The organism is Streptomyces sp. Go-475, from assembly GCF_003330845.1.
Lineage (GTDB): Bacteria > Actinomycetota > Actinomycetes > Streptomycetales > Streptomycetaceae > Streptomyces.
Map to the genome: position 1 here is coordinate 22,843 of NZ_CP026121.1, position 23,928 is coordinate 46,770.

Annotated in this window: 22 protein-coding genes; 10 read left to right on the forward strand and 12 right to left on the reverse strand. The window is 73.1% G+C overall.

What is annotated here, in order from left to right; translation table 11 throughout:
* Positions 1 to 35: 35 nt before the first annotated feature.
* From C1703_RS00130 to C1703_RS00145, 4 genes are all read right to left on the reverse strand, one after another.
* The gene (locus C1703_RS00130) at positions 36 to 1,115 is read right to left on the reverse strand and encodes an enoyl-CoA hydratase/isomerase family protein (RefSeq protein WP_114249919.1); all 1,080 of its coding nucleotides are present in this window, start codon (positions 1,113 to 1,115) and stop codon (positions 36 to 38) included.
* Positions 1,116 to 1,304: 189 nt separating this feature from the next.
* Complete coding sequence (gene rph / locus C1703_RS00135) at positions 1,305 to 3,911, reverse strand: rifamycin-inactivating phosphotransferase (RefSeq protein WP_114249920.1); 2,607 nt, start codon at positions 3,909 to 3,911, stop codon at positions 1,305 to 1,307.
* Positions 3,912 to 4,077: 166 nt separating this feature from the next.
* Positions 4,078 to 4,587, reverse strand: a complete 510-nt coding sequence (locus tag C1703_RS00140; protein ID WP_114249921.1) for a gluconokinase — start codon at positions 4,585 to 4,587, stop codon at positions 4,078 to 4,080.
* Positions 4,588 to 4,622: 35 nt separating this feature from the next.
* Complete coding sequence (locus C1703_RS00145; RefSeq protein ID WP_114249922.1) at positions 4,623 to 5,669, reverse strand: glucose 1-dehydrogenase; 1,047 nt, start codon at positions 5,667 to 5,669, stop codon at positions 4,623 to 4,625.
* A gap of 189 nt (positions 5,670 to 5,858) precedes the next feature.
* On the opposite strand from C1703_RS00145, the gene C1703_RS00150 reads away from it, so the two are divergent.
* The gene (locus tag C1703_RS00150; protein ID WP_114249923.1) at positions 5,859 to 6,764 is read left to right on the forward strand and encodes an NAD-dependent protein deacetylase; all 906 of its coding nucleotides are present in this window, start codon (positions 5,859 to 5,861) and stop codon (positions 6,762 to 6,764) included.
* 115 nt (positions 6,765 to 6,879) lie between these two features.
* On the forward strand, positions 6,880 to 8,865 hold the full coding sequence (locus C1703_RS00155; protein WP_232840361.1) for a protein-arginine deiminase domain-containing protein: 1,986 nt from the start codon (positions 6,880 to 6,882) through the stop codon (positions 8,863 to 8,865).
* A 147-nt stretch (positions 8,866 to 9,012) separates the two neighbouring features.
* Here the strand turns inward: C1703_RS00155 and C1703_RS00160 are convergent, their stop codons facing one another.
* The 3 genes from C1703_RS00160 to C1703_RS00170 form a co-directional block, all read right to left on the reverse strand.
* Positions 9,013 to 9,576 carry a snapalysin family zinc-dependent metalloprotease gene (locus tag C1703_RS00160; protein WP_114249925.1) on the reverse strand — a complete coding sequence of 188 codons (564 nt, stop codon included), beginning with the start codon at positions 9,574 to 9,576 and terminating at the stop codon, positions 9,013 to 9,015.
* Between the two features lie 131 nt (positions 9,577 to 9,707).
* Positions 9,708 to 11,975 carry a protein translocase subunit SecD gene (gene secD / locus C1703_RS00165; protein ID WP_114249926.1) on the reverse strand — a complete coding sequence of 756 codons (2,268 nt, stop codon included), beginning with the start codon at positions 11,973 to 11,975 and terminating at the stop codon, positions 9,708 to 9,710.
* A 65-nt stretch (positions 11,976 to 12,040) separates the two neighbouring features.
* The gene (locus tag C1703_RS00170; RefSeq protein WP_157993066.1) at positions 12,041 to 13,024 is read right to left on the reverse strand and encodes a hypothetical protein; all 984 of its coding nucleotides are present in this window, start codon (positions 13,022 to 13,024) and stop codon (positions 12,041 to 12,043) included.
* Between the two features lie 314 nt (positions 13,025 to 13,338).
* On the opposite strand from C1703_RS00170, the gene C1703_RS00175 reads away from it, so the two are divergent.
* Positions 13,339 to 13,692 carry a hypothetical protein gene (locus tag C1703_RS00175; protein WP_114249928.1) on the forward strand — a complete coding sequence of 118 codons (354 nt, stop codon included), beginning with the start codon at positions 13,339 to 13,341 and terminating at the stop codon, positions 13,690 to 13,692.
* On the opposite strand, the gene C1703_RS00180 is transcribed toward C1703_RS00175, so the two are convergent.
* A complete protein-coding gene (locus C1703_RS00180) occupies positions 13,652 to 14,305 on the reverse strand; it encodes a response regulator transcription factor (protein ID WP_114249929.1) in 654 nt (217 codons plus the stop codon). The genes C1703_RS00175 and C1703_RS00180 overlap by 41 nt on opposite strands.
* On the reverse strand, positions 14,302 to 15,261 hold the full coding sequence (locus tag C1703_RS00185) for a sensor histidine kinase (protein ID WP_114249930.1): 960 nt from the start codon (positions 15,259 to 15,261) through the stop codon (positions 14,302 to 14,304). Before C1703_RS00185 ends, C1703_RS00180 begins: the two co-directional genes overlap by 4 nt.
* A 298-nt stretch (positions 15,262 to 15,559) precedes the next feature.
* Here C1703_RS00185 and C1703_RS00190 point away from each other — a divergent pair, with 298 nt between their 5' ends.
* The 5 genes from C1703_RS00190 to C1703_RS00210 all read left to right on the forward strand — a co-directional run bounded on the left by C1703_RS00190 (position 15,560) and on the right by C1703_RS00210 (position 19,032).
* Positions 15,560 to 15,886 carry a TraR/DksA C4-type zinc finger protein gene (locus tag C1703_RS00190; RefSeq protein ID WP_114249931.1) on the forward strand — a complete coding sequence of 109 codons (327 nt, stop codon included), beginning with the start codon at positions 15,560 to 15,562 and terminating at the stop codon, positions 15,884 to 15,886.
* Positions 15,887 to 15,938: 52 nt separating this feature from the next.
* Positions 15,939 to 16,322, forward strand: coding sequence for a TraR/DksA C4-type zinc finger protein (locus C1703_RS00195; RefSeq protein WP_114249932.1), 384 nt, complete (start codon positions 15,939 to 15,941; stop codon positions 16,320 to 16,322).
* Positions 16,323 to 16,448: 126 nt separating this feature from the next.
* Positions 16,449 to 17,153 (forward strand): VanZ family protein, encoded by a 705-nt coding sequence (locus C1703_RS00200; RefSeq protein ID WP_114249933.1) that lies wholly within the window; start codon positions 16,449 to 16,451, stop codon positions 17,151 to 17,153.
* A gap of 96 nt (positions 17,154 to 17,249) precedes the next feature.
* The gene (locus C1703_RS00205) at positions 17,250 to 17,945 is read left to right on the forward strand and encodes a response regulator transcription factor (protein ID WP_114249934.1); all 696 of its coding nucleotides are present in this window, start codon (positions 17,250 to 17,252) and stop codon (positions 17,943 to 17,945) included.
* Positions 17,938 to 19,032, forward strand: coding sequence for a HAMP domain-containing sensor histidine kinase (locus tag C1703_RS00210; protein WP_114257213.1), 1,095 nt, complete (start codon positions 17,938 to 17,940; stop codon positions 19,030 to 19,032). Before C1703_RS00205 ends, C1703_RS00210 begins: the two co-directional genes overlap by 8 nt.
* A 94-nt stretch (positions 19,033 to 19,126) precedes the next feature.
* Here the strand turns inward: C1703_RS00210 and C1703_RS00215 are convergent, their stop codons facing one another.
* Both C1703_RS00215 and C1703_RS00220 read right to left on the reverse strand, forming a co-directional pair.
* Positions 19,127 to 19,795 carry an HAD-IA family hydrolase gene (locus C1703_RS00215; RefSeq protein WP_198678042.1) on the reverse strand — a complete coding sequence of 223 codons (669 nt, stop codon included), beginning with the start codon at positions 19,793 to 19,795 and terminating at the stop codon, positions 19,127 to 19,129.
* A gap of 110 nt (positions 19,796 to 19,905) precedes the next feature.
* On the reverse strand, positions 19,906 to 20,631 hold the full coding sequence (locus C1703_RS00220; RefSeq protein WP_114249936.1) for an alpha/beta fold hydrolase: 726 nt from the start codon (positions 20,629 to 20,631) through the stop codon (positions 19,906 to 19,908).
* Positions 20,632 to 20,813: 182 nt separating this feature from the next.
* Here C1703_RS00220 and C1703_RS00225 point away from each other — a divergent pair, with 182 nt between their 5' ends.
* Positions 20,814 to 21,761, forward strand: coding sequence for a helix-turn-helix transcriptional regulator (locus tag C1703_RS00225; RefSeq protein ID WP_114249937.1), 948 nt, complete (start codon positions 20,814 to 20,816; stop codon positions 21,759 to 21,761).
* A 13-nt stretch (positions 21,762 to 21,774) separates the two neighbouring features.
* Complete coding sequence (locus tag C1703_RS00230) at positions 21,775 to 22,542, forward strand: restriction endonuclease (RefSeq protein WP_114249938.1); 768 nt, start codon at positions 21,775 to 21,777, stop codon at positions 22,540 to 22,542.
* Between the two features lie 94 nt (positions 22,543 to 22,636).
* Here the strand turns inward: C1703_RS00230 and C1703_RS00235 are convergent, their stop codons facing one another.
* Complete coding sequence (locus C1703_RS00235) at positions 22,637 to 23,842, reverse strand: glycoside hydrolase family 64 protein (protein WP_114249939.1); 1,206 nt, start codon at positions 23,840 to 23,842, stop codon at positions 22,637 to 22,639.
* Between the last annotated feature and the right edge of the window lie 86 nt (positions 23,843 to 23,928).

A 23,928-nucleotide genomic window follows, 5' to 3' on the forward strand; every position in this document is an offset into this window, starting at 1 on the left:
CGCCCGACCTGGGTGGGGACCGGTGACGGGCGTGCTCACCCGGCATCCTCCGCAGCGGCGCCGGGCGGTGCCGCGAGACCTGGGTCGTGCCGGCCAGGAGGGGTGAAGAAGCGCTCGACGTCGGCGTCGGTGACGTCGGCGAGGGTCTTCGGCGACCAGCGCGGCCTGCGGTCCTTGTCGACGACCTGGGCGCGGATCCCCTCGACCAGGTCGGGTGTGCCGAGGGCGGCGCAGGAGACGCGGTACTCCTGCTCCAGGACGCGGTCCAGCGAGCCGAGTGCCCGGGCCCGGCGCAGGGACGCGAGGGTGACCTTGAGGGCGGTCGGTGACCTGGTGAGCAGGGTCTCCGCGGCCTCCTTGGCCTCGGGGTCGCCGTGTGCGAGCAGCCGGTGCACGATCTCCTCGACGGTGTCAGCGGCGTAGCAGGTGTCGATCCAGTCGCGCCGGCCGGCCAGGACACCCTGCGGGGCCGTCCGCGCCACGCCGGCCAGCGCCTCGCTCGCGGACAGCTCGGTCAGAGAGTCCAGGAGGCGCCCCAGCGAGGCCGAGGGCACGTAGTGGTCCGCGAGGCCGCACAGCAACGCGTCGCCGGCGCCGGCCTGGGCCCCGGTCAGGGCGAGGTGGGTGCCCAGCTCGCCGGGGGCCCGGGCGAGCAGGTACGTGCCGCCGACGTCCGGTACGAACCCGATACCGGTCTCCGGCATGGCGACCCGGGACCGCTCGGTGACGACACGGACGCCGCCGTGTGCCGAGACACCGACGCCGCCGCCCATCACGATGCCGTCCATCACGGCGAGGTACGGCTTGGGGTAGCGGGCGATCCGGGCGTTGAGGCGGTACTCGTCGCGCCAGAACGCCCGGGAGGCCGAGCCGTCGCCGTCGCGGGCGTCGTCGTGGATGGCGCGGATGTCACCGCCCGCGCACAGGCCGCGCTCCCCCGCGCCGGTGATGACCACGGTCTCCACGGCCGGGTCGTGTTCCCACGCGGTCAGTGCCTCGTCGATGCGGCGGACCATGGTGTGCGTGAGGGCGTTGAGGGCCCGAGGCCGGTTGAGGGTGATGCGGGCGGCGCGTCCGGTGGTGTGGAAGAGGACGGGTTCCTCGGCTCCACTCATCGGCGCGCCTCGCCCAGGTCGTGGGCCGGGGTGATGCGCATACGTGCGGCTTCCTTCCGTTTTCGGTGAAGGACACGGCGTCCGCCACCGCCGGCGACGAACGGTCTCGCCGCCGGGCCCCTACGTTGCCTGATGACCTGCCCGGGCGACCCGGCGGGGGTGGGGCCGGCCCCGCCCGCGAGTCGGCGGTCACGGGAGGAGTTCGACGTACCCGTCGCTGCCGTGGACGCGGATGCGCTGCCCGTCCCGGATCAGGCGGGTGGCCTGATGGACGCCGACGACGGCCGGCAGGCCGTACTCGCGGGCGATGACCGCGCCATGGGTCATCAGGCCGCCCACCTCCGTGACGAGACCCGCGATGCCGACGAACAGGGGCGACCAACTGGGGTCCGTGTAGGCCGTGACCAGGATGTCGCCCGCCTGGAGATCGGCCTGCGCCATGTCGAGGACGACGCGGGCCCTGCCCTCGATGGTCCCGGCGGAGACCGCCAGGCCGACCAGGGCGCCGTCCGGCACGTCGTCGCGCCGGTACGCCCCGTCGACGGCCTCGCCGTCCGAGGTGAGCACCCGGGGCGGGGTGAGGGCCTGGTAGGAGCGGAACGCCTCCGCGCGCTGCCGGATGAGCCGGTCGTCCACCCGCTGCGAGCGCACCGCCTCGTGGAGCTCCTGGAAGGTGAGGTAGAAGACGTCCTCCCGCTCGGCGAGCACCCCGGCCCGGACGAGCCGCTCGGCCTCCCCCAGCAGGGCCTGCTTGTAGACGAAGTAGCGACTGACGATGTCGTATTTCGGGTACTCCCGGTACCCGATGAACGTGCGGACCCGGTCGATCATCCGCTTGGCCTCGTCGGCCTTCCGGTCCCCGTCCGGCAGGGCCCGCAGGCGCGACAGCACGTCCCGCTCCTTCTTCCGCGCCTCCTGCAGGCCTTGCTCGAAGCGCCGCCGGGCGGCGCCCGGTTCGAAGTTCCTGACGTTGTCGAGAATCGCCGGTACGAGCATGCCGGGGCGCTCGCTCCAGCGGGGCCTGGTGATGTCGATCTCGCCGGCGCAGCGCATTCCGTACCGGTCGAGGTAGGCCTCGATCGCGTCGCGTGCTTCGGTCCCGCCCGGGAGTTTCGGCAGCTCGTCCAGGAAGTCGTCGTCCTCGACGCCCTGCAGGAAGGCCACCACGTGCGGATGCGGGCGGATGACGTCCGCGACGTCGAGCAGGTCCAGTCCCATCTCCGAGGTGATGTTGCCGGGGGCGGACAGTGTGAGCGTGTCGGCCGCGTTCTTCTCCCCCAGCCACTCCAGCAGCTTGTCGTTGAGCCACCATGTGGCATCCATGCCGGCCATGATGACCTGCATGCTCAGCCGGTCGCCGAGGACCCGCTTGTGCTCCGCGAAGGCCTCCAGGAGGAAGTCGAACAGCGCCGGCCCGCTCTTCGTCCGGATGTCGCGCCTCAGGGCGGCGATGGAGGCCTGGCTGCGTTCGACCAGCTCGGTGACGAGGGCCGGATCGGTCTCGATCGGGGCCGGGGCGCCGCCGGGCGGTGGCCCGCCGGGGCCCCGGTCCGGGAGCGACGGGACGAAATCGTCCCGCTCGAGGACGGTTTCCAGCGCGTCCCTGACCAGCGGGTCGCCCCTCCCCACGAGGTCCAGGAGGCCGGCGCGGCCCGTGGGCGTGGCCAGGCGCCGGGTGACGTCGACGAACAGCCTGCCGCCGGCCTCGTGCATGGGCGCCATGGCCGTCAGCTGCCACATGGAGAGCCCCAGGGGCTTCATGGGGTCGGTCATCATCTGCTGGTGGCCGACGGAGACGTAGACGTGGTTCTCCTGGTCGCCGGTCTCGGGGACGGGGAACAGTGTCGTGATCGGCCGGCTCTGAACGATCCGGAAGCCGTCGTCGGCCAGGCACCACTCGATGTCCTGCGGACGGCCGAAGTGCGCTTCGATCCGCCGCCCGAGCCGCACGAGCCGCACGACCTGGGCGTCCGTCAGCGCCGGCTGCTCCTGCCGCTGCGCGTCGATCGTCACCTGCTGCGTACCGCCACCCGGCAGGGCCTGCACGGCGCGCTGTTTGGCGGCGATCGTCTTGGCGACGACCTCGCCGTCGCGGACCTTGTAGACGTCCGGGTTCACCAGGCCGGAGACCAGGGCCTCGCCGAGGCCGTAGCCGGCGTCCACGGTGGCGACCTTACGGTTGCCCGTGACGGGGTCGGCCGTGAACAGGATGCCCGCGGCCTGCGGGAAGACCATCCGCTGCACGACCACCGCCATGTGGACCGTGCGGTCGTCGACGCCGTTGCGCCGGCGGTAGGTCACGGCCCGCTCGGTGAAGAGCGAGGCCCAGCAGCGGCTGACGTGCCGCAGGATCGCCGACGCGCCGACGACGTTGAGGTACGTGTCCTGCTGGCCGGCGAACGAGGCCGTCGGCAGGTCTTCGGCGGTGGCGCTGGAACGGACGGCGAAGGCGGCCTCCTCGCCGAACGGTGCGAGCGCGCCGGTGATCGCCGCCGCGATGTCGGCCGGGACGGCGGTGTCTTCGATGGTGCGGCGGATCCGCGCGCTGAGCGTGCGGATCGCCTCCACGTCGTCCGGGTCCACGCGCGACAGCCGATCGAGGTCGTCGTCGATCGACGGCGCCTCCGCCATCGTCCGCCGGAAGGCGTCCGTCGTCACGCAGAAGCCGCCGGGGACGCTGACGCCCTCGATCCGTGACAGTTCGCCCAAGTGCGCGCCCTTGCCGCCCGCGACGGCGAGCTGTGTCCCGTCGATTTCCTGAAGGTCCAGCACGTACCTGTACGTCGACGACAACACACGCACCCTCGTTCCCCGTTTTCGCAGGTCCTGGTCTCGGTCGACGATTCTGCGCCGTCCCCGGGGCCTTGCCGCAAGCCCCCCTGTGCGCTATAACTTGAGACAGGCAAGGAGAGGTCTCCTTGCCTTCGTGTTTTTCTGCCACCGGTTCGTCCTGCTTTCCCGCTCAGGGTGAGGTGACGGCGGTGTGGGCGAGGGTGGCGGTCTCCTCCGGCGTACCGTCGATCGGGACGGCCGCCCCGGTTTCGTCCTCCCCCAGCGGTTCGAGGTCGGCGTACTGGGTGCGGAGCAGGTCGGGCGGCATGAAGTGGCCGCGCCTGGCGGTGAGCCGCGCGGCGATCAGCTCGGGCGAGCCGTCGAGGTGCAGGAAGAACACGCGCGGGGCGGCGGAGGCCAGCCGGTCGCGGTAGCGCCGCTTCAGTGCCGAGCAGGTCACCACCCCTCCGCTGTCCGCGTGGCCGGTCAGCCAGCGTGCGATCTCCTCCAGCCAGGGGCGGCGGTCCTCGTCGTCCAGTGGGTGACCGGCCCGCATCTTCGCCACGTTGGCTTCGGGGTGGAAGTCGTCCCCCTCGGCATAGGGAACACCGAGGCTCTGAGCCAGCGAGCGGCCCACCGTCGTCTTCCCCGAGCCCGACACGCCCATGACCACGACCAGCGGAGCGGAGTCCTGAGACATCCGGCACCTTCCCTTCGAGTTCTCGTTGCCATCGTCTAGAGATCGACGACTACCTTGACGTCGTCCGGTCGCGGGGTGAACGCCTCCGTCGCGCGCTCCAGGGGCACCCGCCGGGTGATCACGCGCTCCAGCCACGACAGGTCGGCCTCGGCCAGGGCGTCGGCGGCCTGCCGGTAGTGACGCAGGTTGGCGTTGACGGAGCCCACCACCGCGTCGTTCTGCAGCACGATCTCCCTGTTGATCGCGCCCGCGTCGACGGTCATCCGGCGCCCGGCGGGTGACACGCCGGTCAGGCACACCACCCCGTACGGCGCGGTGCCGGTCAGGGCGGCCAGCACGGGCTCGTTCGCGCCCGTCGCCTCGATGACGACGTCCGGGCATACGGCCGTGACGACCTGCTCGGTGTCCTTCGCGTGGTACGTGGCGCCCAGGTCCCGCACCAGGCCGGGCTTGGGGCCCTCGGTCACGCGGTCGAGGACGTGCACGTCCAGGCCTCGCTGCGTGCCGAGGAGCGCGGCGAGCAGGCCGATGGGGCCCGCGCCGGTCACCAGGACGCGCCGCGGCTCGAACCAGGAACGGCCACCGACACGCTCGACCTGTTCCCACGCCTTCGCCACCACGGTGGTCGGTTCCATGAGCACTCCGACGCGCTCCAGCTGCGGCTCCAGCCTCACCGCGTACTCGGTCTCCACGCACCACGCCTCGGCGCCGTAACCGTCGATCTCCTTGATGCCGCGCTCGGTGTAGCGGCCGTTGCGGCACATGTCGAACTCCCCGCGTGCGCAGGCCCCGCACGGCTCGGGGTCGGGGCGGCGCACCACCCCGGCGACGAGGTCACCGGCCGAGAAGCCGCTTCCGGGGGGTGCCTGGCGCACCCGCCCGAGGGACTCGTGTCCCAGGACCAGCCGCTCGCGGCCCGGCGGGGCGGAGCCGTACTCGCCCCGGGCGATCTCCTTGTCCGTTCCGCACACCCCCACCGCCAGGCCGTCCACCAACAGCTCGCCCGCGGCCGGGGCGGGGTCGGGCACCTCCCTCACCTCCACGGAGTCCTTGGTGCCGGGTCGCACAGTCACCGCACGCATCGCTCACCTCATCCCTCGCTCGGGCGGCGCGGGACGGGCACGCGCCGCTGTCCGACCGTCTGTCCCGTTCAGAGGGTTTCAGCACTGATCGCGTGTGTCTTCGGGACACGACCGTGTCGGCGTCTCCGGGGGCTGCTGCTCGTCCCCGCGCGCGCACCGGGCGGGGCTGCCGTTCCGTACCCTGACGGCATGCGCATGCGCCCCACCTTGAGCTGGACACCTGCCGAGGACCTGCCGCCGGGGACCACGGACCTGGAGCCGGTCGCCGACGCGCTGGGCACCGGCGGTGTGCTGGTGCTCAGCGGAGCGGGCCTCTCCACCGAGTCGGGCATCCCCGACTACCGGGGCGAGGGCGGGAGCCTGAGCCGGCACACACCGATGACGTACCAGGACTTCGTCGGCGGCGCCCAGGCCCGGCGCCGGTACTGGGCGCGCAGCCACCTCGGCTGGCGCACCTTCGGCCGGGCCGTGCCCAACGCCGGGCACCGGGCCGTGGCCGCGTTCGAGCGGCACGGTCTGCTCGCGGGCGTCATCACGCAGAACGTGGACGGCCTGCACCAGGCCGCCGGCAGCGAGGACGTCGTGGAACTCCACGGCGCCCTGGACCGGGTCGTCTGCCTGTCCTGCGGCGCCCGCAGCCCGCGCCGCGAGCTGGCCCGGCGGCTGGAGGAGGCCAATCCGGGGTTCGAGCCGGTGGCCGCCGGGATCAATCCGGACGGTGACGCCGACCTCACGGACGACCAGGTCGCCGGTTTCCGCGTGGTGCCCTGCACGGTCTGCGGCGGCATCCTCAAACCGGACGTGGTGTTCTTCGGCGAGACCGTGCCGCCGCAGCGTGTCGAGCACTGCCGCGAGCTGGTCCGGGCGGCGTCCTCGCTGCTGGTCCTGGGCTCCTCGCTGACGGTGATGTCCGGGCTCCGCTTCGTCCGCCAGGCGGCCCAGGCCGGGAAGCCGGTGCTGATCGTCAACCGGGACCCGACCCGGGGCGACCGGCACGCCCTGACCCGGGTGGCGCTCCCGCTGGGCACGGCCCTCACGACCGTGGCGGACCGGCTGGGCATCGCGGTCGACCGGCAGGCGCCGCCGAGCCCGTGACCGTGCGGGGCCTCCTCGGGGCCCGCTGTGGAAAGCGACTCCCGCCTCACAGGGAACGCACAGCCACTGTCCTTCCTCTTGCAGGGCGAAACCCCGCAACTGAGAGGAACGTGCTGTGCGTTCACGTACACGTATACGTCCGCGCCTGTACCCGGCCGGGTCGGTGGTGCTGGCCATCGCCGCCGCGGGATCCGTGCTGGCCGGGCCGGCCGGACCCGCGTTCGCCGCCGACGCGGCGGGACGCGCCGACCTGCGGGCGGATGTGAACCGCGACGGACGGGTCGATGTCACCGGCGGCAGCGACAAGAAGGGTGAGGACGGCTGGTCCGTCGAGCGTGGCGCCGTCTACCTGCCCAACATCGACGACGACGCCAAGCGGTGCCCCGTCACCGGGCCCGGCGGCAGCCCGCTGTCCGACGCGAAGTTGGCCGCGTGCAACGACGGCTCCGACACGCAGGTCAACGGCACCGAGGACGCCGCCGACCTCGCCCGGGTCAGATCCGTGCCCCTGCCGGGGCTTCCCGCCGACGCCAAGGGCAGCCTGAAGCTCACCACGGGCGGCAAGCACGCGCACCTCTTCCTCAAGCGGGCCGGGAAGTGGGTGCTGGTGACGTCCGAGACCCGGCTGACCGCCGCCGAGCTGCGTGCCGGTGCGGAGTTCGGTGTCGAGGCCACCGACGTCGTCCGGGACCGCGCGAAGTGGGACGGCCGCGCGGTGGTCCGGCTGACGGTGACCTCCGGCGGGAAGTCCACCTCCGACGCCGTGACCCTGCGCGTCGCACCGCTGCTGACCCACCATCACCTGCAGGACACCCAGCAGGTGATGGTGAGCGAGGTCCAGGGGCAGGGCCCGTACAGCCGTCTGCAGCAGAAGTTCGTCGCCGAACTCGCGAAGGAGGTCGAGCAGGCCGGGGTCACCGCGCCGCTGGTCAAGTTCACGAAGTACGCCGACCCCTGGGCCCAGGACTTCGTCGAGCCGGCCTACGTCAGCATGACCGGGCCGGGCGGCCGGCGGCACGTGATGCGGGTGATGCTGCGTTCCGCCCAGCCGAACCGGGACGCGGGCCGGGAACTGTTCGAGAAGGTGCGCGGCCGGGACATCGGCGTCGTGCAGGTGACCGACCGGGCGGAGCCCGACGACTGGTCACTGAACTCCATGGGGAACCTGGAGACGATCCCGCCGTACGCGCACAACGGGCGCTCGTTCCCGGCCGGGCGGATCATCATGGGCGAGCGCAAGGACAGCGGGGCGCGTCCGTCGAAGGTGATGCGGACGATGCTCGCGTCGCAGGGCCTGCAGGACCCGCTGCTGCTGGACACCTCCTGGCTGGGCGTCGGGCACGTCGACGAGTTCGTGCAGTTCCTGCCCGCCGACACCCCGCGCGGCTGGCGCATCGGCGTCGCCGACCCGGAGGCGGGGCTGGGGCTGCTGCGCGACGCCCAGCGCGACGGCCACGGCAAGACCAAGATGTTCTCCGTCCCGGGCCGCAGCGACAGTCCGGCGCCCAAGGAGACCATCGACCAGGCGCTCGCCTCCCGTCACCTGGTGGCCGACAACCAGATGGCGGCGCGGCGCATCGCGGCCAACCTGGAGGTCCTCAAGCGCGAGACGGGGGTCACCGACGCGGAGATCGTGCGGGTGCCCGCGCTGTACACCCGTGACTCGGAGGCCCTGACCGCCGAGGGCGAGGAGATTCCGGTGCCGCGTCTGACGCGCATGGGCGCCGGCTCCGACCTCGTGGACAGCCTCGGGGACCGCGGCCAGCAGAAGTGGCTCGCCGAGAACCCGGCCGCCCCGCGCGCGGCGGCTGCGCCGACGGTGATGACCAGCGCGTACGTTCCCGGCGCGGTCAACGGCGTGCTCCTGGCGCGCGACCGCTACCTCGCGCCGCGCCAGTGGGGGCCCGTCATCGGCGGCAAGGACATCTTCACGGAAGCCGTCACCGCCGCCTACCAGCGGGTCGGGCTGAAGGTGTCGTACATCGACGACTGGTACACGTACCACCTCGGGATGGGTGAGGTGCACTGCGGCACCAACACCCTGCGCGACGCGACGGCGGCTTGGTGGCAGCGTCCGGCGGGGGGCCGTAACGGGGCCTAGGCGGCAGGTGGTTACGGCCCGGCCCCGTCGCCCCGGGGCCGGGCCGGCCGGCGAGGACGTCGCGGCTGATCCGGCCCCGGCGCGCCATTGCCTCCCCTCTGGTCAGCGGCAGTTGTTCCGATGGCGGCCGTGATCAGGCGGTAGGCGTCAGTCCACGATCAGTTCGGCGCGTGGCGCCGGGGTCCGGCCGGTGAGCACGCGGCTGAAGTTGGCTTCGACCTCCGATTTCTCCGCCGCGTTCGGGTACGGGTTCGTGCAGGAGATGCCCGCGCTGGAGCCGGACATCAGGCTCGAGCACGGTCCGGGCTTGCGGTCGGGCAGGCCCAGGATGTGCCCGAGTTCGTGGGCGGAGATCCGGATGGTGTCGTAGCCCTGGTCGACGGCCTGGCGTCCGATGTAGACGGTTCCGTTGCCCAGGGTGGTGGGCAGGGCGCGCGGCCAGCCGTTGTCCGCCAGGATTCGTATGTTCGCCCGTTGCCCGGCGGTGACCGGCCGGAGCTCGACGGCGTCGACACTCGCGTTCCAGATGGCCGCGCCCCGGTCGACCGCGCTCTTGAACTCCGCTGCGCCGCCGGCGTCGTAGGTGAGGACCCGGGCGGCGAGGGTGGTGTCGGCCGGGCCGGGGGAAGCGGCCGCGGCGTGGCCGCCCGTCAGTGACAGGGCCATCAGGCAGGCGGCGGCGAGACCGCCGGTCAGCGTACGGACGCGCATGATCGACCTCCTTGTGGGGGAAGGGCAGTCGTGCTCATGACACTCGCAGGCCTCTTGCCCATGGAAGGTGGAGATGAATCCGTCGATTCGCGGACCGTGTCCCGGCGGACGAGCCCTCGGCGTCCGGTGGTTCAGGGTCGGTGTCGTCGGGTTCGGGTCGGGGTGGTGTGCCGGGTCGGGGTGGTGTGCCGGTTGATCTCGATCGCGAGCGGGGTGGCGGTGAAGACCGAGGAGTACGTGCCGATCGCCAGGCCGATGAGCAGGGCGAGGGCGAAGTCGGTGAGGGTGTCTCCGCCCAGGACGGCCAGGGCGGAGAGGATGAGGGCGGCGCCCATGCCGGTGTTGATCGTGCGGGGCAGCGTCTGCAGGATCGCCTGACGGGCGATGTGCGGCAGGGGGGTTGTGCGGTCGCGTCGCCACAGCTCCCTGATGCGGTCGAAGACGACGACCGAGTCGTTGACGGAGTAGCCGATCACGGTCAGCAGCGCGGCCAGGAACACCCCGTCGAGGGGCTTGCCGAGCCAGGCGAAGACGCCGGCCAGGATGACGACGTCGTGGGCGAGCGCGGCGACCGCGGCGGTGCCGAACAGCCAGCGGAAGCGGGCGGCCAGGTACAGCAGTTGGGCGGCGAGGGCCACGCCGAGGGCGATGAGGGCGTTGCGGCGGAGTTCCTCGCCCAGGCTGGGGCCGATCAGTTCGTCGCGGATCTTCTCCGTGTCGCCGCCGAGTGCGGTGAGGGTGCGGGTGACGGTGTCCGCCTGCGTGTCGGTGAGTTCCTCGGTGCGTACGGTCAGGGCGTCGTCGCCCGAGGACTGGACCACGGCGCGCGGGAAGCCGGCGTCGGCGAGCGCGGCGCGGGCGTGGTCCGGATCGACGGGGCGGGTGGTGGTGTATTCGATCAGGCGGCCGCCGGTGAACTCGACGCCGATGTCGATGCCGCGGACGGCGATGCCGGAGGCGGCCAGGGCGAGCGCGGCGGCGGAGAGGGCCAGCAAGCGGCGTGGCCGGCGCGTCAGTCGGGGCTGGGAGCGCTCGATGCGGTCGCGGACCCGGCCGGCGGTGGCCAGTCCGGTCAGGTGGGGGCGGCGGCGTACCCACGGGCGGGACGCGGCGTGCTCGGCGAGGACCCGGGTGACGACCAACGCGCTGATCATGGAGGCGAGGACGCCGATGCCCAGGGTGACACCGAAGCCGCGCACGGGGCCGGAGGCGAGGAGGAAGAGCAGACCGGCTGCGATCAGGGTGGTGATGTTGGAGTCGGCGATCGCGCTGAAGGCCTTGCGGAAGCCGGCGGCCAGGGCCGAGCGGGCGCTGGAGCGGCGGCGGTTCGCGTGCTCTTCACGAGCGCGTTCGAAGACGAGGACGTTGGCGTCGACGGCCATGCCGATGGCCAGGACGAAACCGGCCAGGCCCGGCAGGGTGAGGGTGGCACCGAGCGCGGCCAGGGCGGCGTAGGAGATCAGTCCGTACGCGGCCAGGGCCAGTACCGCGAGGGCGCCCATGAGCCGGTAGACGGTGATGATGAACAGTGCGGTCAGGGCGGTGCCGATGACGGCGGCCCAGGCGCTGGCGGTGATGGCCTCGGCGCCCAGGGTGGGGCCGATGGTGCGCTGTTCGACGGTCTCCACGGGCACGGGCAGGGCGCCGCCGCTGATGAGCAGGGCCAGTTCGCGGGCCTCTCTGTCGGTGAAGGACCCGGTGATCTGGGTGGTGCCGCCGGTGATGCCGTTCTCGCACGTCACCGACGGGTCGACCTGCGGCGAGGAGATGATCTTCTCGTCGAGGACGATGGCGATGCGGCGCGCGGGATCGCCTGCCGGGTGGCAGGCGGCCTGACCGGTCAGCCGGCTCCATTTCCCGTGCCCGGAGGCGTCGAAGTCGACGGTGACGTGCCATCCGGCGCCGGTCTGCTGGTCGAACCGGGCCTCGGCCTTCTTGACGTCCTGTCCGGTGAGGGCCGCGGCCTCCAGGCGAAGGAGCCGGCCGGATTCGTCGGGCAGGACGTACTCGCGGGGCCGCTTCGGCAGGGGGTCGGGGGCGTCGTCGAACAGGGCGGACACGGGGTGGACGGTGAGCTGGGCGGTGCGGCCCAGTACGTCGGCCGCCTTCTTCGGGTCCTGCACGCCGGGCAGTTCGACGATGATCCGGTTGCTGCCGGAGCGGTGCAGGGAGGGTTCGGCGACGCCGAGCGCGTCGATACGGCCGCGCAGCACCTCCAGGGTGCGGTCGGTGGCCTCGGGGCCGGCCTTCGCGGTGGCGGTGGAGCGGGTTTCGAGCACGATCTGGGTGCCGCCGCGCAGGTCCAGACCGAGGCGGACCGGCACGGTGAAGGTGATGAACAGGGACAGGGCGAGCACGGTGAGGGCGAGCAGGGCTCTCACCCGGGTGGAACGGATCAACGCGGGCCTCCGGCGGGCACACCGCGGCGGCGGCCGGCGCGGCCGCGGTGAGGGACAGGGTGGGGTCAGGTGCCGGTGGGCGTGGGCGGCGCGCGGCCGCGGTCGGCCGGGGCGGGGTCCGTGGGGAAGGCCGCCGGTGACGGGGGTGCCGTCGGCCGGGCGGGGCGGCGCGGGGCGGTGACCGCGTCGTCGGCGAGGGTGGCGAACGGCCCGTGTGGGGGTGTGCGTTCGCCGTGCGACTCGTGCCGGGCCGCCGGCTGAAGGGCGCAGGGCGTGGCGCAGCCGCCGTCGGCATGGAGGGCGCAGGGCGTGGCGCAGCCGCCGTCGGCATGGAGGGCGCAGGGCGTGGCGCAGCCGCCGTCGGCATGGAGGGCGCAGGGCGTGGCGCAGCCGCCGTCGGCATGGAGGGCGCAGGGCGTGGCGCAGCCGCCGTCGGCATGGAGGGCGCAGGGCGTGGCGCAGCCGCCGTCGGCATGGAGGGCGCAGGGCGTGGCGCAGCCGCCGTCGGCATGGAGGGCGCAGGGCGTGGCGCAGCCGCCGTCGGCATGGAGGGCGCAGGGCGTGGCGCAGCCGCCGTCGGCATGGAGGGCGCAGGGCGTGGCGCAGCCGTCGTCGGCATGCCGGCCGGTGCCGGGGCTTGCGCCGGGCGCGTCGGCGGATGCTGTGCCGGCGGGGGCGAGCAGCGGACCGGCGGGGGCGGGCAGCGGACCGGCCGGGGCGAGCAGCGGACCGGCCGGGGCGAGCAGCGGACCGGCCGGGGCCGCACCGGTGAGGAGGGCCAGCAGTACTGCTGCCCAGACGGCGACCGCAGCCGCCGGCCGGGCGCGGAGGGTGGCCCCGACGGTGGCCCCGAGGACCTTCAGGGGCGGCCGGGCGGTGGGCGGCGCGGCGGTGGGCGATCCGGTGGCGGACAGCCGGGCGGTGCGCGGCACGGCGGTGGGCGGCGCGGCGGTGGGCGGCGCGGCGGTGGGCGATCCGGTGGCGGACAGCCGGGCGGTGCGCGGCACGGCGGTGGGCGACCAGTGGCGGACAACCAGGCGGCGCGGCACGGCGGTGGGCGACCGGTGGCGGACAACCAGGCGGCGCGCGGCACAAGCTGGCCCGGCGCGGTGGCGGACAACCAGGCGGTGCGCGGCACGGCGGTGGGCGACCGGTGGCGGACAACCGGGCGGTGCGCGGCACACGCCGGCCGGCGCGGTGGCAACCGGGCGGTGCGCGCACAGCCGCCGGCGGCGCAGTAGTGGTCGCCAGGCGGTGCGCGGCACAGCCCCGGCGGCAGTAGTGGTCGGTCGGGCGGCGCGCGGCACAGCTGGCGGGCGGTGGCGGACAACCAGGCGGCGCGCGGCACGGCGGTGGGCGACCGGTGGCGGACAGCCGGGCGGTGCGCGGCACGGCGGTGGGCGATCCGGTGGCGGGCTGCCGGGCGGTGCGCGGCACGGCGGTGGGCGACCCGGTGGCGGACAGCCGGGCGGTGCGCGGCACGGCGGTGGGCGATCCGGTGGCGGGCTGCCGGGCGGTGCGCGGCACGGCGGTGGCCGGCCGGGCGGTAGGCGATCCGGCCGTGGGCAGCCGGACGGTGCGCGGCACAGCGCTGGCCGGCGCGGTAGTGGTCGGCCGGGCGGTGCGCGGCACGGCGGTGGGCGGCCGGGGCTCCGGGCGGTGGTGGTGGCGGTGGCTCATGGGTCGATCAGGCCCACGCGGATGGCGTACCGGGTGAGCTCGAGGCGGTCGCGCAGGCCGAGCTTGTGGAGCAGGTTGGCTCGGTGCCGCTGGACGGTCTTGATGCTGATGAAGAGCAGGTCGGCGATCGCCTGCGAGGAGTGCCCCTCCGCCACCAGCTTCAGGACCTCCTCCTCGCGAGGGGTGAGGACCTGGTCGGGGGCCTCCTCGCCGTGGCGGGCCCGGTCGAGGTAGTTGCGGATCAGCGCGGTGACCGCGCCCGGGTAGAGGAAGGGCTCGTCGCGCATCGCCGCCCGGCACGCGGCGACGAGGTCCCGGTCGGCGACGGACTTCAGCACATAGCCGCTGGCCCCGGCCTTGAGCGCCTGGAAGAAGTACTGCTCGTTGTCGTGCATGGTGAGGATCAGGATGCGCAGGCCCGGCTTGAGCCCGGCCAGTTCGCGGGCGGCCTGCAGGCCGGTCATGCGGGGCATGGCGATGTCCAGTACGGCCAGGTCGACCTCGTGGCCGCGGACCTGCTCGATCGCCTCCGCGCCGTCCCCGGCCTCCGCGACGACCTGGAGGCCCGGTTCCTGGTCGAGGATCAGCCGCACACCGCGGCGTACCAGGGCGTGGTCGTCTGCCAGAAGGATGCGGATGTTCCCGGTCATGAGGTCGGCTGCTTCCTGGGCAGGGGCACGGTGAGCTTGACCTGGGTACCGGCGCGGGGTGCCGGCGTGATGTCCAGCGTGGCGCCGACGAGCAGGGCGCGCTCGCGCATGCCGAGGATGCCGGCGCCCTCGCGGGGAGCCTTGATGCCGCAGCCGTCGTCGGTGACGGCCAGGATCACGCGGGTGTCGCTGTGGCCCAGGGTGACGACCACCCCTTCGGCGTCCGCGTGGCGGGCGGCGTTGGTCAGCGACTCCTGGGCGACGCGGTAGAGGACCAGTTCCGTCTCGGGCTCCAGCGCGGGCAGGTCGGCGGCGAAGCGGCGGGTGACCTGCAGTCCGGTGTGGGTGGCGAAGTCCTCGGTGAGCGAGGTCAGCGCGCTGACCAAACCCAGGTCGTCCAGCACGCCGGGCCGCAGCCGGCGCACCAGGCGGCGGACCTCGTCCAGGCTGTCCCGGGTGATCTCCTGCACCTCGCGCAGGTCCTCGCGCAGCGGCCCGGGGGCGTCGTCCGCGGCACGCTTGAGTCCCAGCAGGATCGCGGTCATGCTCTGCCCGACCTCGTCGTGCAGTTCCTGGGCGATGCGGCGGCGTTCGGCCTCCTGGGCGAGCAGGACCCGGCCGCTGCTGGCGGCCCGTTCCTGCTCCAGCCGCTCCAGCATGGAGTTGAAGGTGCGGATCAGTTCGGTGACTTCCCCGCCGCCGTGCGCGGACAGCCGCTGCCCGGGCCGCAGCAGGTCCACCGTGGTCATCAGCCTGGTCAGCCGGTCCAGCGGAGCCAGCCCCCAGCGCAGCAGGGCGGCGTTGGCGACCAGCATCACCGCCAGACCGCCCAGCAGGATGATCGCCTCGGTCAGCAGCACCGGCACCGACACGGTCACCGGCGCCCACAGCAGCAGCGCCGTGGCCGTGCCCAGGACGACGGCGTTGAGGGCGAAGATCCGCCAGAACAGGGACACCGGGCGTCACGCCTCCTTCTGAGATGCGGCCCGCCACGACGGTCGGGCATCACGCATCCCGGACGAGCTGCCGCGCCTGGCCGTCGGCCGAGCCTGGCCACAGCCTGCCCGCCCCGGCGAGGCCGGGTCGATGGGGCCCAACCCCCATTTCCCGCGGCGCGGCCTACCCACGCCCTGGTGGCCTGCATCGCCCGGCCCGCCGCAAATGGGGCCCGCGCCCGATGGGGATCCGTGGCGAAGACGACCAGGGTGGAAGACGACCAGGTTGAGGCATGACCACGAGCGAAGGAGACGTGCCGTGTCTATCGACGCACCCCTCACCGGCCCCCGTCCTGAGCGCATGACCGCGCCCGATGTGCGACGGCGGCTGGAACACGCCCGCAGCACCCGGCTGACGCAGCTGCGCGCCCTCGACGAGACCGGGCAGAGCGCGGACGATCATCTGATGTCGATGCAGCGCGGCGCCATCGAGCGCGTCCTGCAAGAGATCGACGACGCGTTCACCCGCGTCGAGGACGGCACCTACGGCACCTGCCTGGGCTGCGCGGAGCCCGTCCCCGCGGAGCGCCTGGAGATCCTCCCCTACACCCCGTACTGCGTTGCCTGCCAGCGCCGCGCCGCCTGACCGGCACGCCGACTCCCGCCGTTCCTTTCCCTCGCTCTGCCCAAGGGGTGCAGTGGTGAACAACCCGCTCATCGTCGACCGCGCCGCGACGCGTCTGTCGGCCGAGGATCTCGCCGCGCTGCGCGAGAACCTCACCGAACAGCGCCTGTTCCGCCAGGAGCAGCTCCAGCAGCTCGCCGGCGCGGCTCCCTCCCGTACGGACGACGTGCCGCGCCACGACACGGCCTCCCAGGTCGAGGTCCACGTCAAGCTCGCCGCAGCCGCGCGCATGGTCCTCGCCGACGTCGAAGCAGCCCTCAGGCGCATGGACGAAGGCAGCTACGGCGCCTGCCGACTGTGTGGGGGCCCCATCGCGCGCGAGCGGCTGATGATCGTGCCGCAGGCCCGCTACTGCGCGCGCTGCCAGCACGTGCCCTGGACCGAGGCGCGCTGCTAGCAGGCGGAGGCGCCCTGCGTCCCGACATCGCCCACCACCTCAGCGGCCGGCTCATCAGGAGGTGTATCGCGGGCGTATCGGGAAGCGCATACGCCGCCGCAACCGCCCTTCGCCTCCCATGGGGGCATGGACGACAACGCATCCTTGTCCGCATCGCCCCGCCGTACCCGCGGGATCGTGTTGCCCGCTCTGGCGGTCCTCGGGGTGGCTGGTGCCGTGTTCGCCCTGCGGCGGCCTCTGATGATGTCCGCTCCGATGTGCGTGGCCGGGCGGTGGCACGGCTGTCTCGACACGTTCAACGGGGTGGTGCTCATGACGTTGGTCGCGCTGCCGTTGGCCGTGCTGGTGGTGTGGGCTCTGGCGCGCCGTCGGCGGGCCGCCGGCGTCTCGTGGGCGTGGCGGATTTCGGTGGCCGAGGTGGGCATGGTCCACGGGACGGTGCCGTTCCTGTGGCTGACCATGATGCCGGGCGCCGGGGCCGGCTCCGTGCCCGCGCGGGTGAGTCTGGTGCCGCTGCGGGACCTGGTCACGATGGGGCCGCTCGGCATCGTCGGCAATCTGCTGGTCTTCGCGGCGCTGGGGTTCTTCGCGCCGATGCGGTTCGCGGCGCTGGCGTCCCCGCCGCGGATCCTGGCGCTCGGCGCGGGCTGCTCGGTCCTGGTCGAGACCGCGCAGTTCGTCCTGCGACTGGACCGGGTGTCCTCCGTGGACGACGTCCTGGTCAACACCACCGGCGCGGTACTGGCGGCGCTGGCGTCGCGCCGCTGGTGGCGCGCCACGGCACGAACGCCGTCGGACCGGCCGCGCCCCTCGCCGGCACCGGCGGGCTGAGGCACCCCTGGGGCGGGCGCCGTCCGTCACTGCATACGTCGGCGATGTCCCGTCACGCATACGTCGGCGATATGTGGTGCTGCCTAGGCTTCGGACATGCGCGTACTGATCGTGGAGGACGAGCCCTACCTGGCGGAGGCCGTCCGTGACGGTCTGCGGCTGGAGGCGATGGCCGCGGACATCGCGGGCGACGGCGACTCCGCCCTGGAGCTGCTGAGCGTCAACTCCTACGACCTCGCGGTCCTCGACCGCGACATCCCCGGCCCCTCCGGCGACGAGGTCGCCCGGCGCATCGTGGCCTCCGGCAGCGGCATTCCGATCCTCATGCTCACCGCCGCCGACCGGATCGACGACAAGGCGTCGGGCTTCGGGCTCGGCGCCGACGACTACCTCACCAAGCCGTTCGAGCTGCGGGAGCTCGTCCTGCGGCTGCGGGCGCTGGACCGCAGGCGCGCGTACGCCCGCCCCCCGGTCCGCGAGATCGCGGGCCTGCGCCTGGACCCGTTCCGCCGGGAGGTCTTCCGCGACGGACGCTACGTCGCGCTCACCCGCAAGCAGTTCGCCGTGCTGGAGGTGCTCGTCGCCGCCGAAGGTGGTGTCGTCAGCGCCGAGGAGCTGCTGGAGCGGGCGTGGGACGAGAACGCCGATCCCTTCACCAACGCCGTCCGCATCACCGTCTCCGCGCTGCGCAAACGGCTCGGCGAACCGTGGATCATCGTGACGGTGCCGGGTGTCGGCTACCGCATCGATTCCGGACCCGGCGCCATCGGGCCGGGCAGTGCGCATGCGTAGACGCCCGGGGCTCAGCGTCCGGCTGAAACTCACCCTCAGCTACGCCGGGTTCCTCGCCGTCGCCGGCGCGCTCCTGCTGGCGGTGGTGTGGGGGTTCCTGCTGCGTTACGTTCCCGACAACTCCCAGGGCCTGCTCGGCGTCTCGCCCAACCGCTACCTGCTGGTGCGCACGTTCGCCCCGGCCGCGGCCCTGGCGATGCTCTTCCTGCTCGTGTTCGGCCTCGTCGGGGGATGGATCCTCGCCGGGCGGATGCTCGCGCCCCTCACGCAGATCACGGATGCGGCGCGGCTGGCGGGGAACGGGTCGCTGTCCCACCGGGTCCGTATGAAGGGCCGCCAGGACGAATTCCGCGAGCTCTCCGACGCGTTCGACTCGATGCTCGAACAGCTCGAGTCCCATGTCGCCGAGCAGCAGAGGTTCGCCGCGAACGCCTCCCACGAGCTGCGCACCCCGCTGGCGATCTCGCGGACGCTCCTCGACGTCGCCCGCGAGGACCCCACGCGGGACCGGGCTGAGCTCCTCGAACGCCTGAAGGCCGTCAACACGCGCGCCATCGACCTCACCGAGGCCCTCCTGCTGCTGAGCCGCACCGACAGCGGGAGCTTCGACCGTGCGAGCGTCGACCTGTCCCTGGTCGCGGAGGAGGCCGCCGAGACTCTGCTGCACCAGGCGGAACAGCGCGGGGTCAGGCTCGATGTCACCGGTGGGGCGGCCCGGACGAGCGGCTCCGCCGAGCTGCTGCTGCGGATGGTGACGAACCTCGTCCAGAACGCCGTCGTCCACAATCTCCCGGCCGGCGGCACCGTGACGGTCCACACCGAGGCGCGGGGCGGCGTGAGCGTGCTGCGGGTGGAGAACACGGGCCGTCCCGTGCCGGCGGAACTGGTACCGACCCTCATCGAACCCTTCCAGCGCGGAACGGAACGCGTGCGCGCCGACGAGCACGCCGGCGTCGGCCTGGGCCTGGCCATCGTGCACAGCGTCGTCCGCGCGCACGGCGGGACCCTCGGCCTCGTCCCCCGTCCGGCCGGCGGTCTCCTCGTCACGGTTCGGCTGCCCGCCGCGCCGTCGCAGCCACCGCGGTAGCCGCCCCGGTCGACAGCGAGCGGTCCCTGCCGGCCGCGGCCCCGTCACGACTCTCGTCGTCAACGCCGCCTGGTGGTCGGTCGCATGGACGGGTTCAGGCTGCGGCATTCCCCTGTGGCCCGGACGTCCAGGCCAGGATGTGCGGGACTGCCTCGCGCAGACTGGCGAAGTGGCGGTGCACGCCTTCCACCGGGGCGGTGGTGTTCACGCCCCACACCGTCATCCCGGCTCCCAGCCCCGACCGCACTCCGGACGGGGCGTCCTCTATGACCAGGCAGTCCGCCGGCCGGGCGCCCAGCCGTGCGGCGGCCCGCAGGTAGGGGGCGGGAGAGGGCTTGCCCTCGTCCACGGCGGCCGCGTCCACGATCACGTCCGGCACGGGCAGGCCCGTTCGCGCGAAACGGCCGCGCACCCGGTGCTCGTAGTTCGAGGTCACCAGCGCCCAGGACCCGGGCGGCAGACCGTGCAGCAGCTCCGACGCGCCGTGGAAAGCCCCGTAGACGCCGGACCGGACGTCCTCGTCCTCCAGCTCGTGCAGCAGGGCCAGGCACTCGCTCGGATCACGGTCGGCGGCGACCTGGGCGAACGTCTCCACCGGCCGTGTCCGCAGGGCCACCCGGTAGACCTCGTCCGCATCCAGCCCGTACCGCACGGCCCAGGTCTCCCAGACGCGGCGCTGGTTCCGCACCGCGTCGATCAACGTGCCGTCGACATCGAACAGAACGTACTTCATGCGGCCCGGCCGCCCAGGTTCACTGGTCACGCGTCGATCATGCCAGGCGGCCGGCAGGCGACAGCGGGGCAGGCGCTCGGCTCGTGCGACGTCCGTGGCGCGGGGTGCGCTGCGGCGGAGCCGAGGACGGGCGCCGCCGGTCAGCCGAGCTTCAGCAGCAGCGCGGCGAGTCCGGACGGCATGGTGATCATGCAGTCGTGGCCGGTCGGCAACTCCCAGACCTGCGCCGGGGTGCCGTTGGGCTGGATCTCGGGGACGGGGCGGTGGGTGAAGCCCTCGGGCATGCCGACGACGCAGTGGATGTGTGTCCGCGGGATCGTGCGCACGGCCGGGTTGTCCAGCCGGGCCGGTTGTCGGAGGCAGCGCACCGGGTGGTCCGACAGGATCGAGCGCAGCCAGGCGGTGTCCGCCGGGTCGGTGACGCCGAACAGCCCTGAGGGGGGCGGCAGTTCGGGGAGGGGAGGGACCCGCCAGCCGCTCTCGGACTTCTCGGCGAGGTCGATCAGGACCTGGGTCACGGGCATGACATCGGCCGCGCTCTCGCCGTCCTCCGGGACCATCGCGTCGAGGTAGACCAGGCGCGCGATCCGGTCGGGGACACGGTTGGCCGCGGAGGAGACGACCAGCCCGGCGTAGCTGTGTCCCACGAGGACCACCTCGGTGAGGTCTTCCGCGGCGATCAGATCGACGATGTCGTCGACGTGCGTGTCGAGTCCCACCTCGCGGCCGAGCAGATGGGCCTTGTCGCCGTAGCCGGTCAGCGACGGTGTGAACACCCGGTGGCCGGCCGAGGCCAGCAACGGGACCACCCGCTCCCAGCATTCGGGGCTGTGCCAGGCACCGTGCACCAGCAGATATGTCGTCATGGTGTCGCTCCTCGTGGTACTCCGCGCCGCGTCCGCACGGGACGAGTCGCCGGGCGGTCCGGGTCCGCTCGGCAGGTCGCCGACCAGGCTTGCCGCCCGCCCTCCGGCGGAGCCAGGGCCTTTGTGATCCTGGGGGTGACAGGGCCAGGTACGCGCCGGGCCGCGCGACTTAGGGTGAGGAAATGACCGGCGGACCCAACCTTCTGGGCGATTACGTGCGCGCCCGTCGTGAGCTCGTCACACCGGAACAGGTCGGTATCCCGGTGGTGGGGGCCAGGCGGGTGCCGGGCCTGCGGCGGGAGGAGGTCGCGATGCTCGCCGGCATCAGCGCCGACTACTACCTGCGCCTGGAGCAGGGCCGCGACCGCAACCCCTCCGTCCAGGTCCTCGAGTCCCTCGCCCGGGCGCTGCAACTGGACGACGACGCGACGGCACACCTGCTGCGCCTCGGCGCCGGCCGGCCCCGCCGCCCGACGCCGAGGTCTCGGAACGAGACCGTACCCGAGGGCATCGCCACGCTCGTCGCCACGCTCCCGCTGCCCGCGGTCGTCGAGGGCCGCTACTTCGACGTACTGGCCGCCAACGCCTTGGCGACCGCTCTGTCACCGCGCCTCGCGCCGGGAGGCAACCGGCTGCGGGACCTCTTCCTCGACCCCGCCGAGCAGGCCCTCCACCCGGACTGGGAGAAGGCCGCCGAGGGCATGGTCGCCGGCTTCCGCCGGTCCGTCGGCACCGAGACGGACGACCCCCGGTTCGTCGCACTCGTCGGTGAACTCTCCCTCGCCAGTGACCACTTCAGCAGGTTGTGGGCCCGCCACGACATAGAGGTGTGCGAAGGCGCGCCCAAGGACATCGACCACCCCCGGGTCGGTCGCCTGCGGCTGAACCGGGAGCTGCTGGGCATCGGCGGCGCGGCAGGCCAGACGCTGGTCCTCTTCCATCCGGACCCGGGCACCGACGACGCCGGAAAACTGGCGCTCCTCGCGTCCGCCGTGCCGGCGCCGTCCGCCCCGAGGCCCGGCCGCCGGCGAGCAGGTGTTGTTCTCCGGGGGCGAAGGGAGGGCGGCGATGACGATGAAGGTGGCGATCTTGGGCAGACGTCGGGAGTGATCTTCCCGTCGGTCCCATGAGAGGGGGCATGCCGTGACCGCACCTGCGCGTCCCGCACCGCCTGCGAGGCGTCGGCGCCGGTTCGACCTTCGCGCGACCGCCCTGTTCTTCGTCTTTCTCGCCGTGGTCGTGAGCGTCGTCGGCCTCGTCGCCCGCGTGGTGGCAGGTGCCGTCGAGCGGCGTCCCGCCTGGGTCTTCGTCCTGGTCGTCGTGGCTGTCGCGGGCTTCGCGGGCCTCGGGCGACGGTGGCACCTGGCGCGAGCGGCCCGCCGGGCCGCGGCGGCGCTCGACGCAGCGGCGCGAGAGGCGGCCGGCGAGTTGTCGGCACCCGCGATTCCCCGTCAGCACCCGGCCGTCGTCGACGTCTCGGTGGACTACGACGCCCTGACGGCCGAGGAGTTCGAGGAGGCGGTCGCCGCGCTCTGCGAACGCGACGGCTGTTCCGGCGTCGAAGTGGTGGGAGGTGCCGGGGATCTGGGCGCCGATGTCGTCGCCGTGGCCCCCGACGGGCGGCGGGTCGTCGTCCAGTGCAAGCACTACGGCGACTCCCACCGGGTCGGCTCCCAGGACCTCCAGCGTTTCGGCGGCACCTGCTTCACGGTCCATGAGGCCGATGTCGCCGTGCTGGTCACCACGAGCGACTTCACCGCGCCGGCGGTGGAGTACGCCGACCAGTGCGGGATCGTGTGCGTGGACCGGGAGGCCCTTTGGACCTGGACGGACGGCACCGGTCCCGCGCCCTGGGAGGCCGCCCCGGGAGAGCGGTCGGCGGGGTGGGAACGCGCAGGTGCCGAGTCGTGAGCCGGGCGAGCGACACCGCTTTCCCGGCGGCCGGCGGCCCGTCGCTCCAGCGCCTCGCGCCGGGGCCGCGGGCCGCCTTCACCTCGTGGCCCGGTCAGTTGAGGGGGTCGAGGGTGAGGTAGGCCTGGCGCGGGTTGCCGTCGTGCACCAGGGACTCGTGGTGGCCGACGTCGTCGAAGGCGAACGCGTACGCCTTCCCGTCGGCCATCTGCGCGTGGATCTTGCGGGCGTAGTGGTTGGTGACGCCGTCCCGGTAGAAGGCGTCGGCGGTGGTGTCCGGCTGGTGGGGGTTGACCAGGAGCGTGGAGCGGTTGAATCCGGCGCACAGGGTGCGCGAGATCGGGCCGCGTACCTGGTCGTTCGGTGCGTCGAGCCTGCGGTGGCAGCCGAACACGGAGGAGGCGTCCGGCTTCTGGAAGCTGGTGACGGTGGCGCCGGAGCCGTTGGTGAAGTGCATGACGCCGCCGGTGACCCGGCCGTAGTACTTGGTGCCCGGCTGGTCGGCGAACGGGGTGACCGTCAGGGTGGAGGTGGTGTACTTCTGCCAGACGCGGTTGATGTAGTCGTCCATGACGGTGGCCGGCAGGGCGCCGGTCTCCACGCCGTACAGCGGTGACAGGGCGCGCAGGACGGTGCCGTCGGGGCGGGTCTGGATCAGGTTCGCCCAGCCTCCGGGCTGTCCCCGCAGGGCGTTGAAGAAGCCGTTGTAGCCGCCGGGCCTGAGCCGGCCGGTGCTCGCGGTGGTGCCGTCGGCGCGCTGCACCCCGACCGCGTAGGGGGCGGAGAACAGGTCGACCTGTGTGCTGTTGATCCACAGGCCGGAGTCGTTGAGTGTGTACTCCGACCAGTTGAACAGGATGTTCCGGTTGGGGTCGGTGGGGTTCTGTACGGCGGGCTGGACCAGGCCTCCGGTGGTGAGCCGGAAGACGAGTTTCTGTCCGTAGGAGAAGTACACGCGGCCGGAGAACTTCGGCATGCGGATGGTGATCGACTGTCCGGCCGCCGGGCCGGGGATGGAGGCGTCGGGGGCGGGGGTCGGGGGGTTTCCGCCGGCGGGCCAGGGGTGGAAGGTGCCGTTCGCGTCGGCCCAGCCCTGGCGTCCGGTGGACAGTTCCGTGCCGAGGTTGTAGAGGTACACCGGCTCGTTGCGGGCCGAGTTGTTGGTGATCTTCAGGGGGATCGTCGCCGGGACCGCGGCTTGGGCCGGTGTGCTCGCTCCGGCCGTGAGCAGTGCGCCGGTGAGCGCCGTGGCGAGGGACAGCCCCACTGCTCTTGCCTGGCGTCTGAGGGTCCGTAACATGCTCTGCCTCCGATCGACGAGGGCCGGTACAGGGCGTTCTGAGAGCGCTCTCAGCGTTGCGCGTTGGTACGGACCTGTCAATGAGG

Coding starts and splice junctions, on each gene's coding strand:
- C1703_RS00130 (WP_114249919.1), bottom strand. CDS start 1,115: ATGAGTGGAGCCGAGGAACCCGTCCTCTTCCACACCACCGGACGCGCC.
- C1703_RS00140 (WP_114249921.1), bottom strand. CDS start 4,587: ATGTCTCAGGACTCCGCTCCGCTGGTCGTGGTCATGGGCGTGTCGGGC.
- C1703_RS00145 (WP_114249922.1), bottom strand. CDS start 5,669: ATGCGTGCGGTGACTGTGCGACCCGGCACCAAGGACTCCGTGGAGGTG.
- C1703_RS00150 (WP_114249923.1), top strand. CDS start 5,859: ATGCGCATGCGCCCCACCTTGAGCTGGACACCTGCCGAGGACCTGCCG.
- C1703_RS00160 (WP_114249925.1), bottom strand. CDS start 9,576: ATGCGCGTCCGTACGCTGACCGGCGGTCTCGCCGCCGCCTGCCTGATG.
- C1703_RS00180 (WP_114249929.1), bottom strand. CDS start 14,305: ATGACCGGGAACATCCGCATCCTTCTGGCAGACGACCACGCCCTGGTA.
- C1703_RS00200 (WP_114249933.1), top strand. CDS start 16,449: ATGGACGACAACGCATCCTTGTCCGCATCGCCCCGCCGTACCCGCGGG.
- C1703_RS00205 (WP_114249934.1), top strand. CDS start 17,250: ATGCGCGTACTGATCGTGGAGGACGAGCCCTACCTGGCGGAGGCCGTC.
- C1703_RS00210 (WP_114257213.1), top strand. CDS start 17,938: ATGCGTAGACGCCCGGGGCTCAGCGTCCGGCTGAAACTCACCCTCAGC.
- C1703_RS00220 (WP_114249936.1), bottom strand. CDS start 20,631: ATGACGACATATCTGCTGGTGCACGGTGCCTGGCACAGCCCCGAATGC.
- C1703_RS00225 (WP_114249937.1), top strand. CDS start 20,814: ATGACCGGCGGACCCAACCTTCTGGGCGATTACGTGCGCGCCCGTCGT.
- C1703_RS00235 (WP_114249939.1), bottom strand. CDS start 23,842: ATGTTACGGACCCTCAGACGCCAGGCAAGAGCAGTGGGGCTGTCCCTC.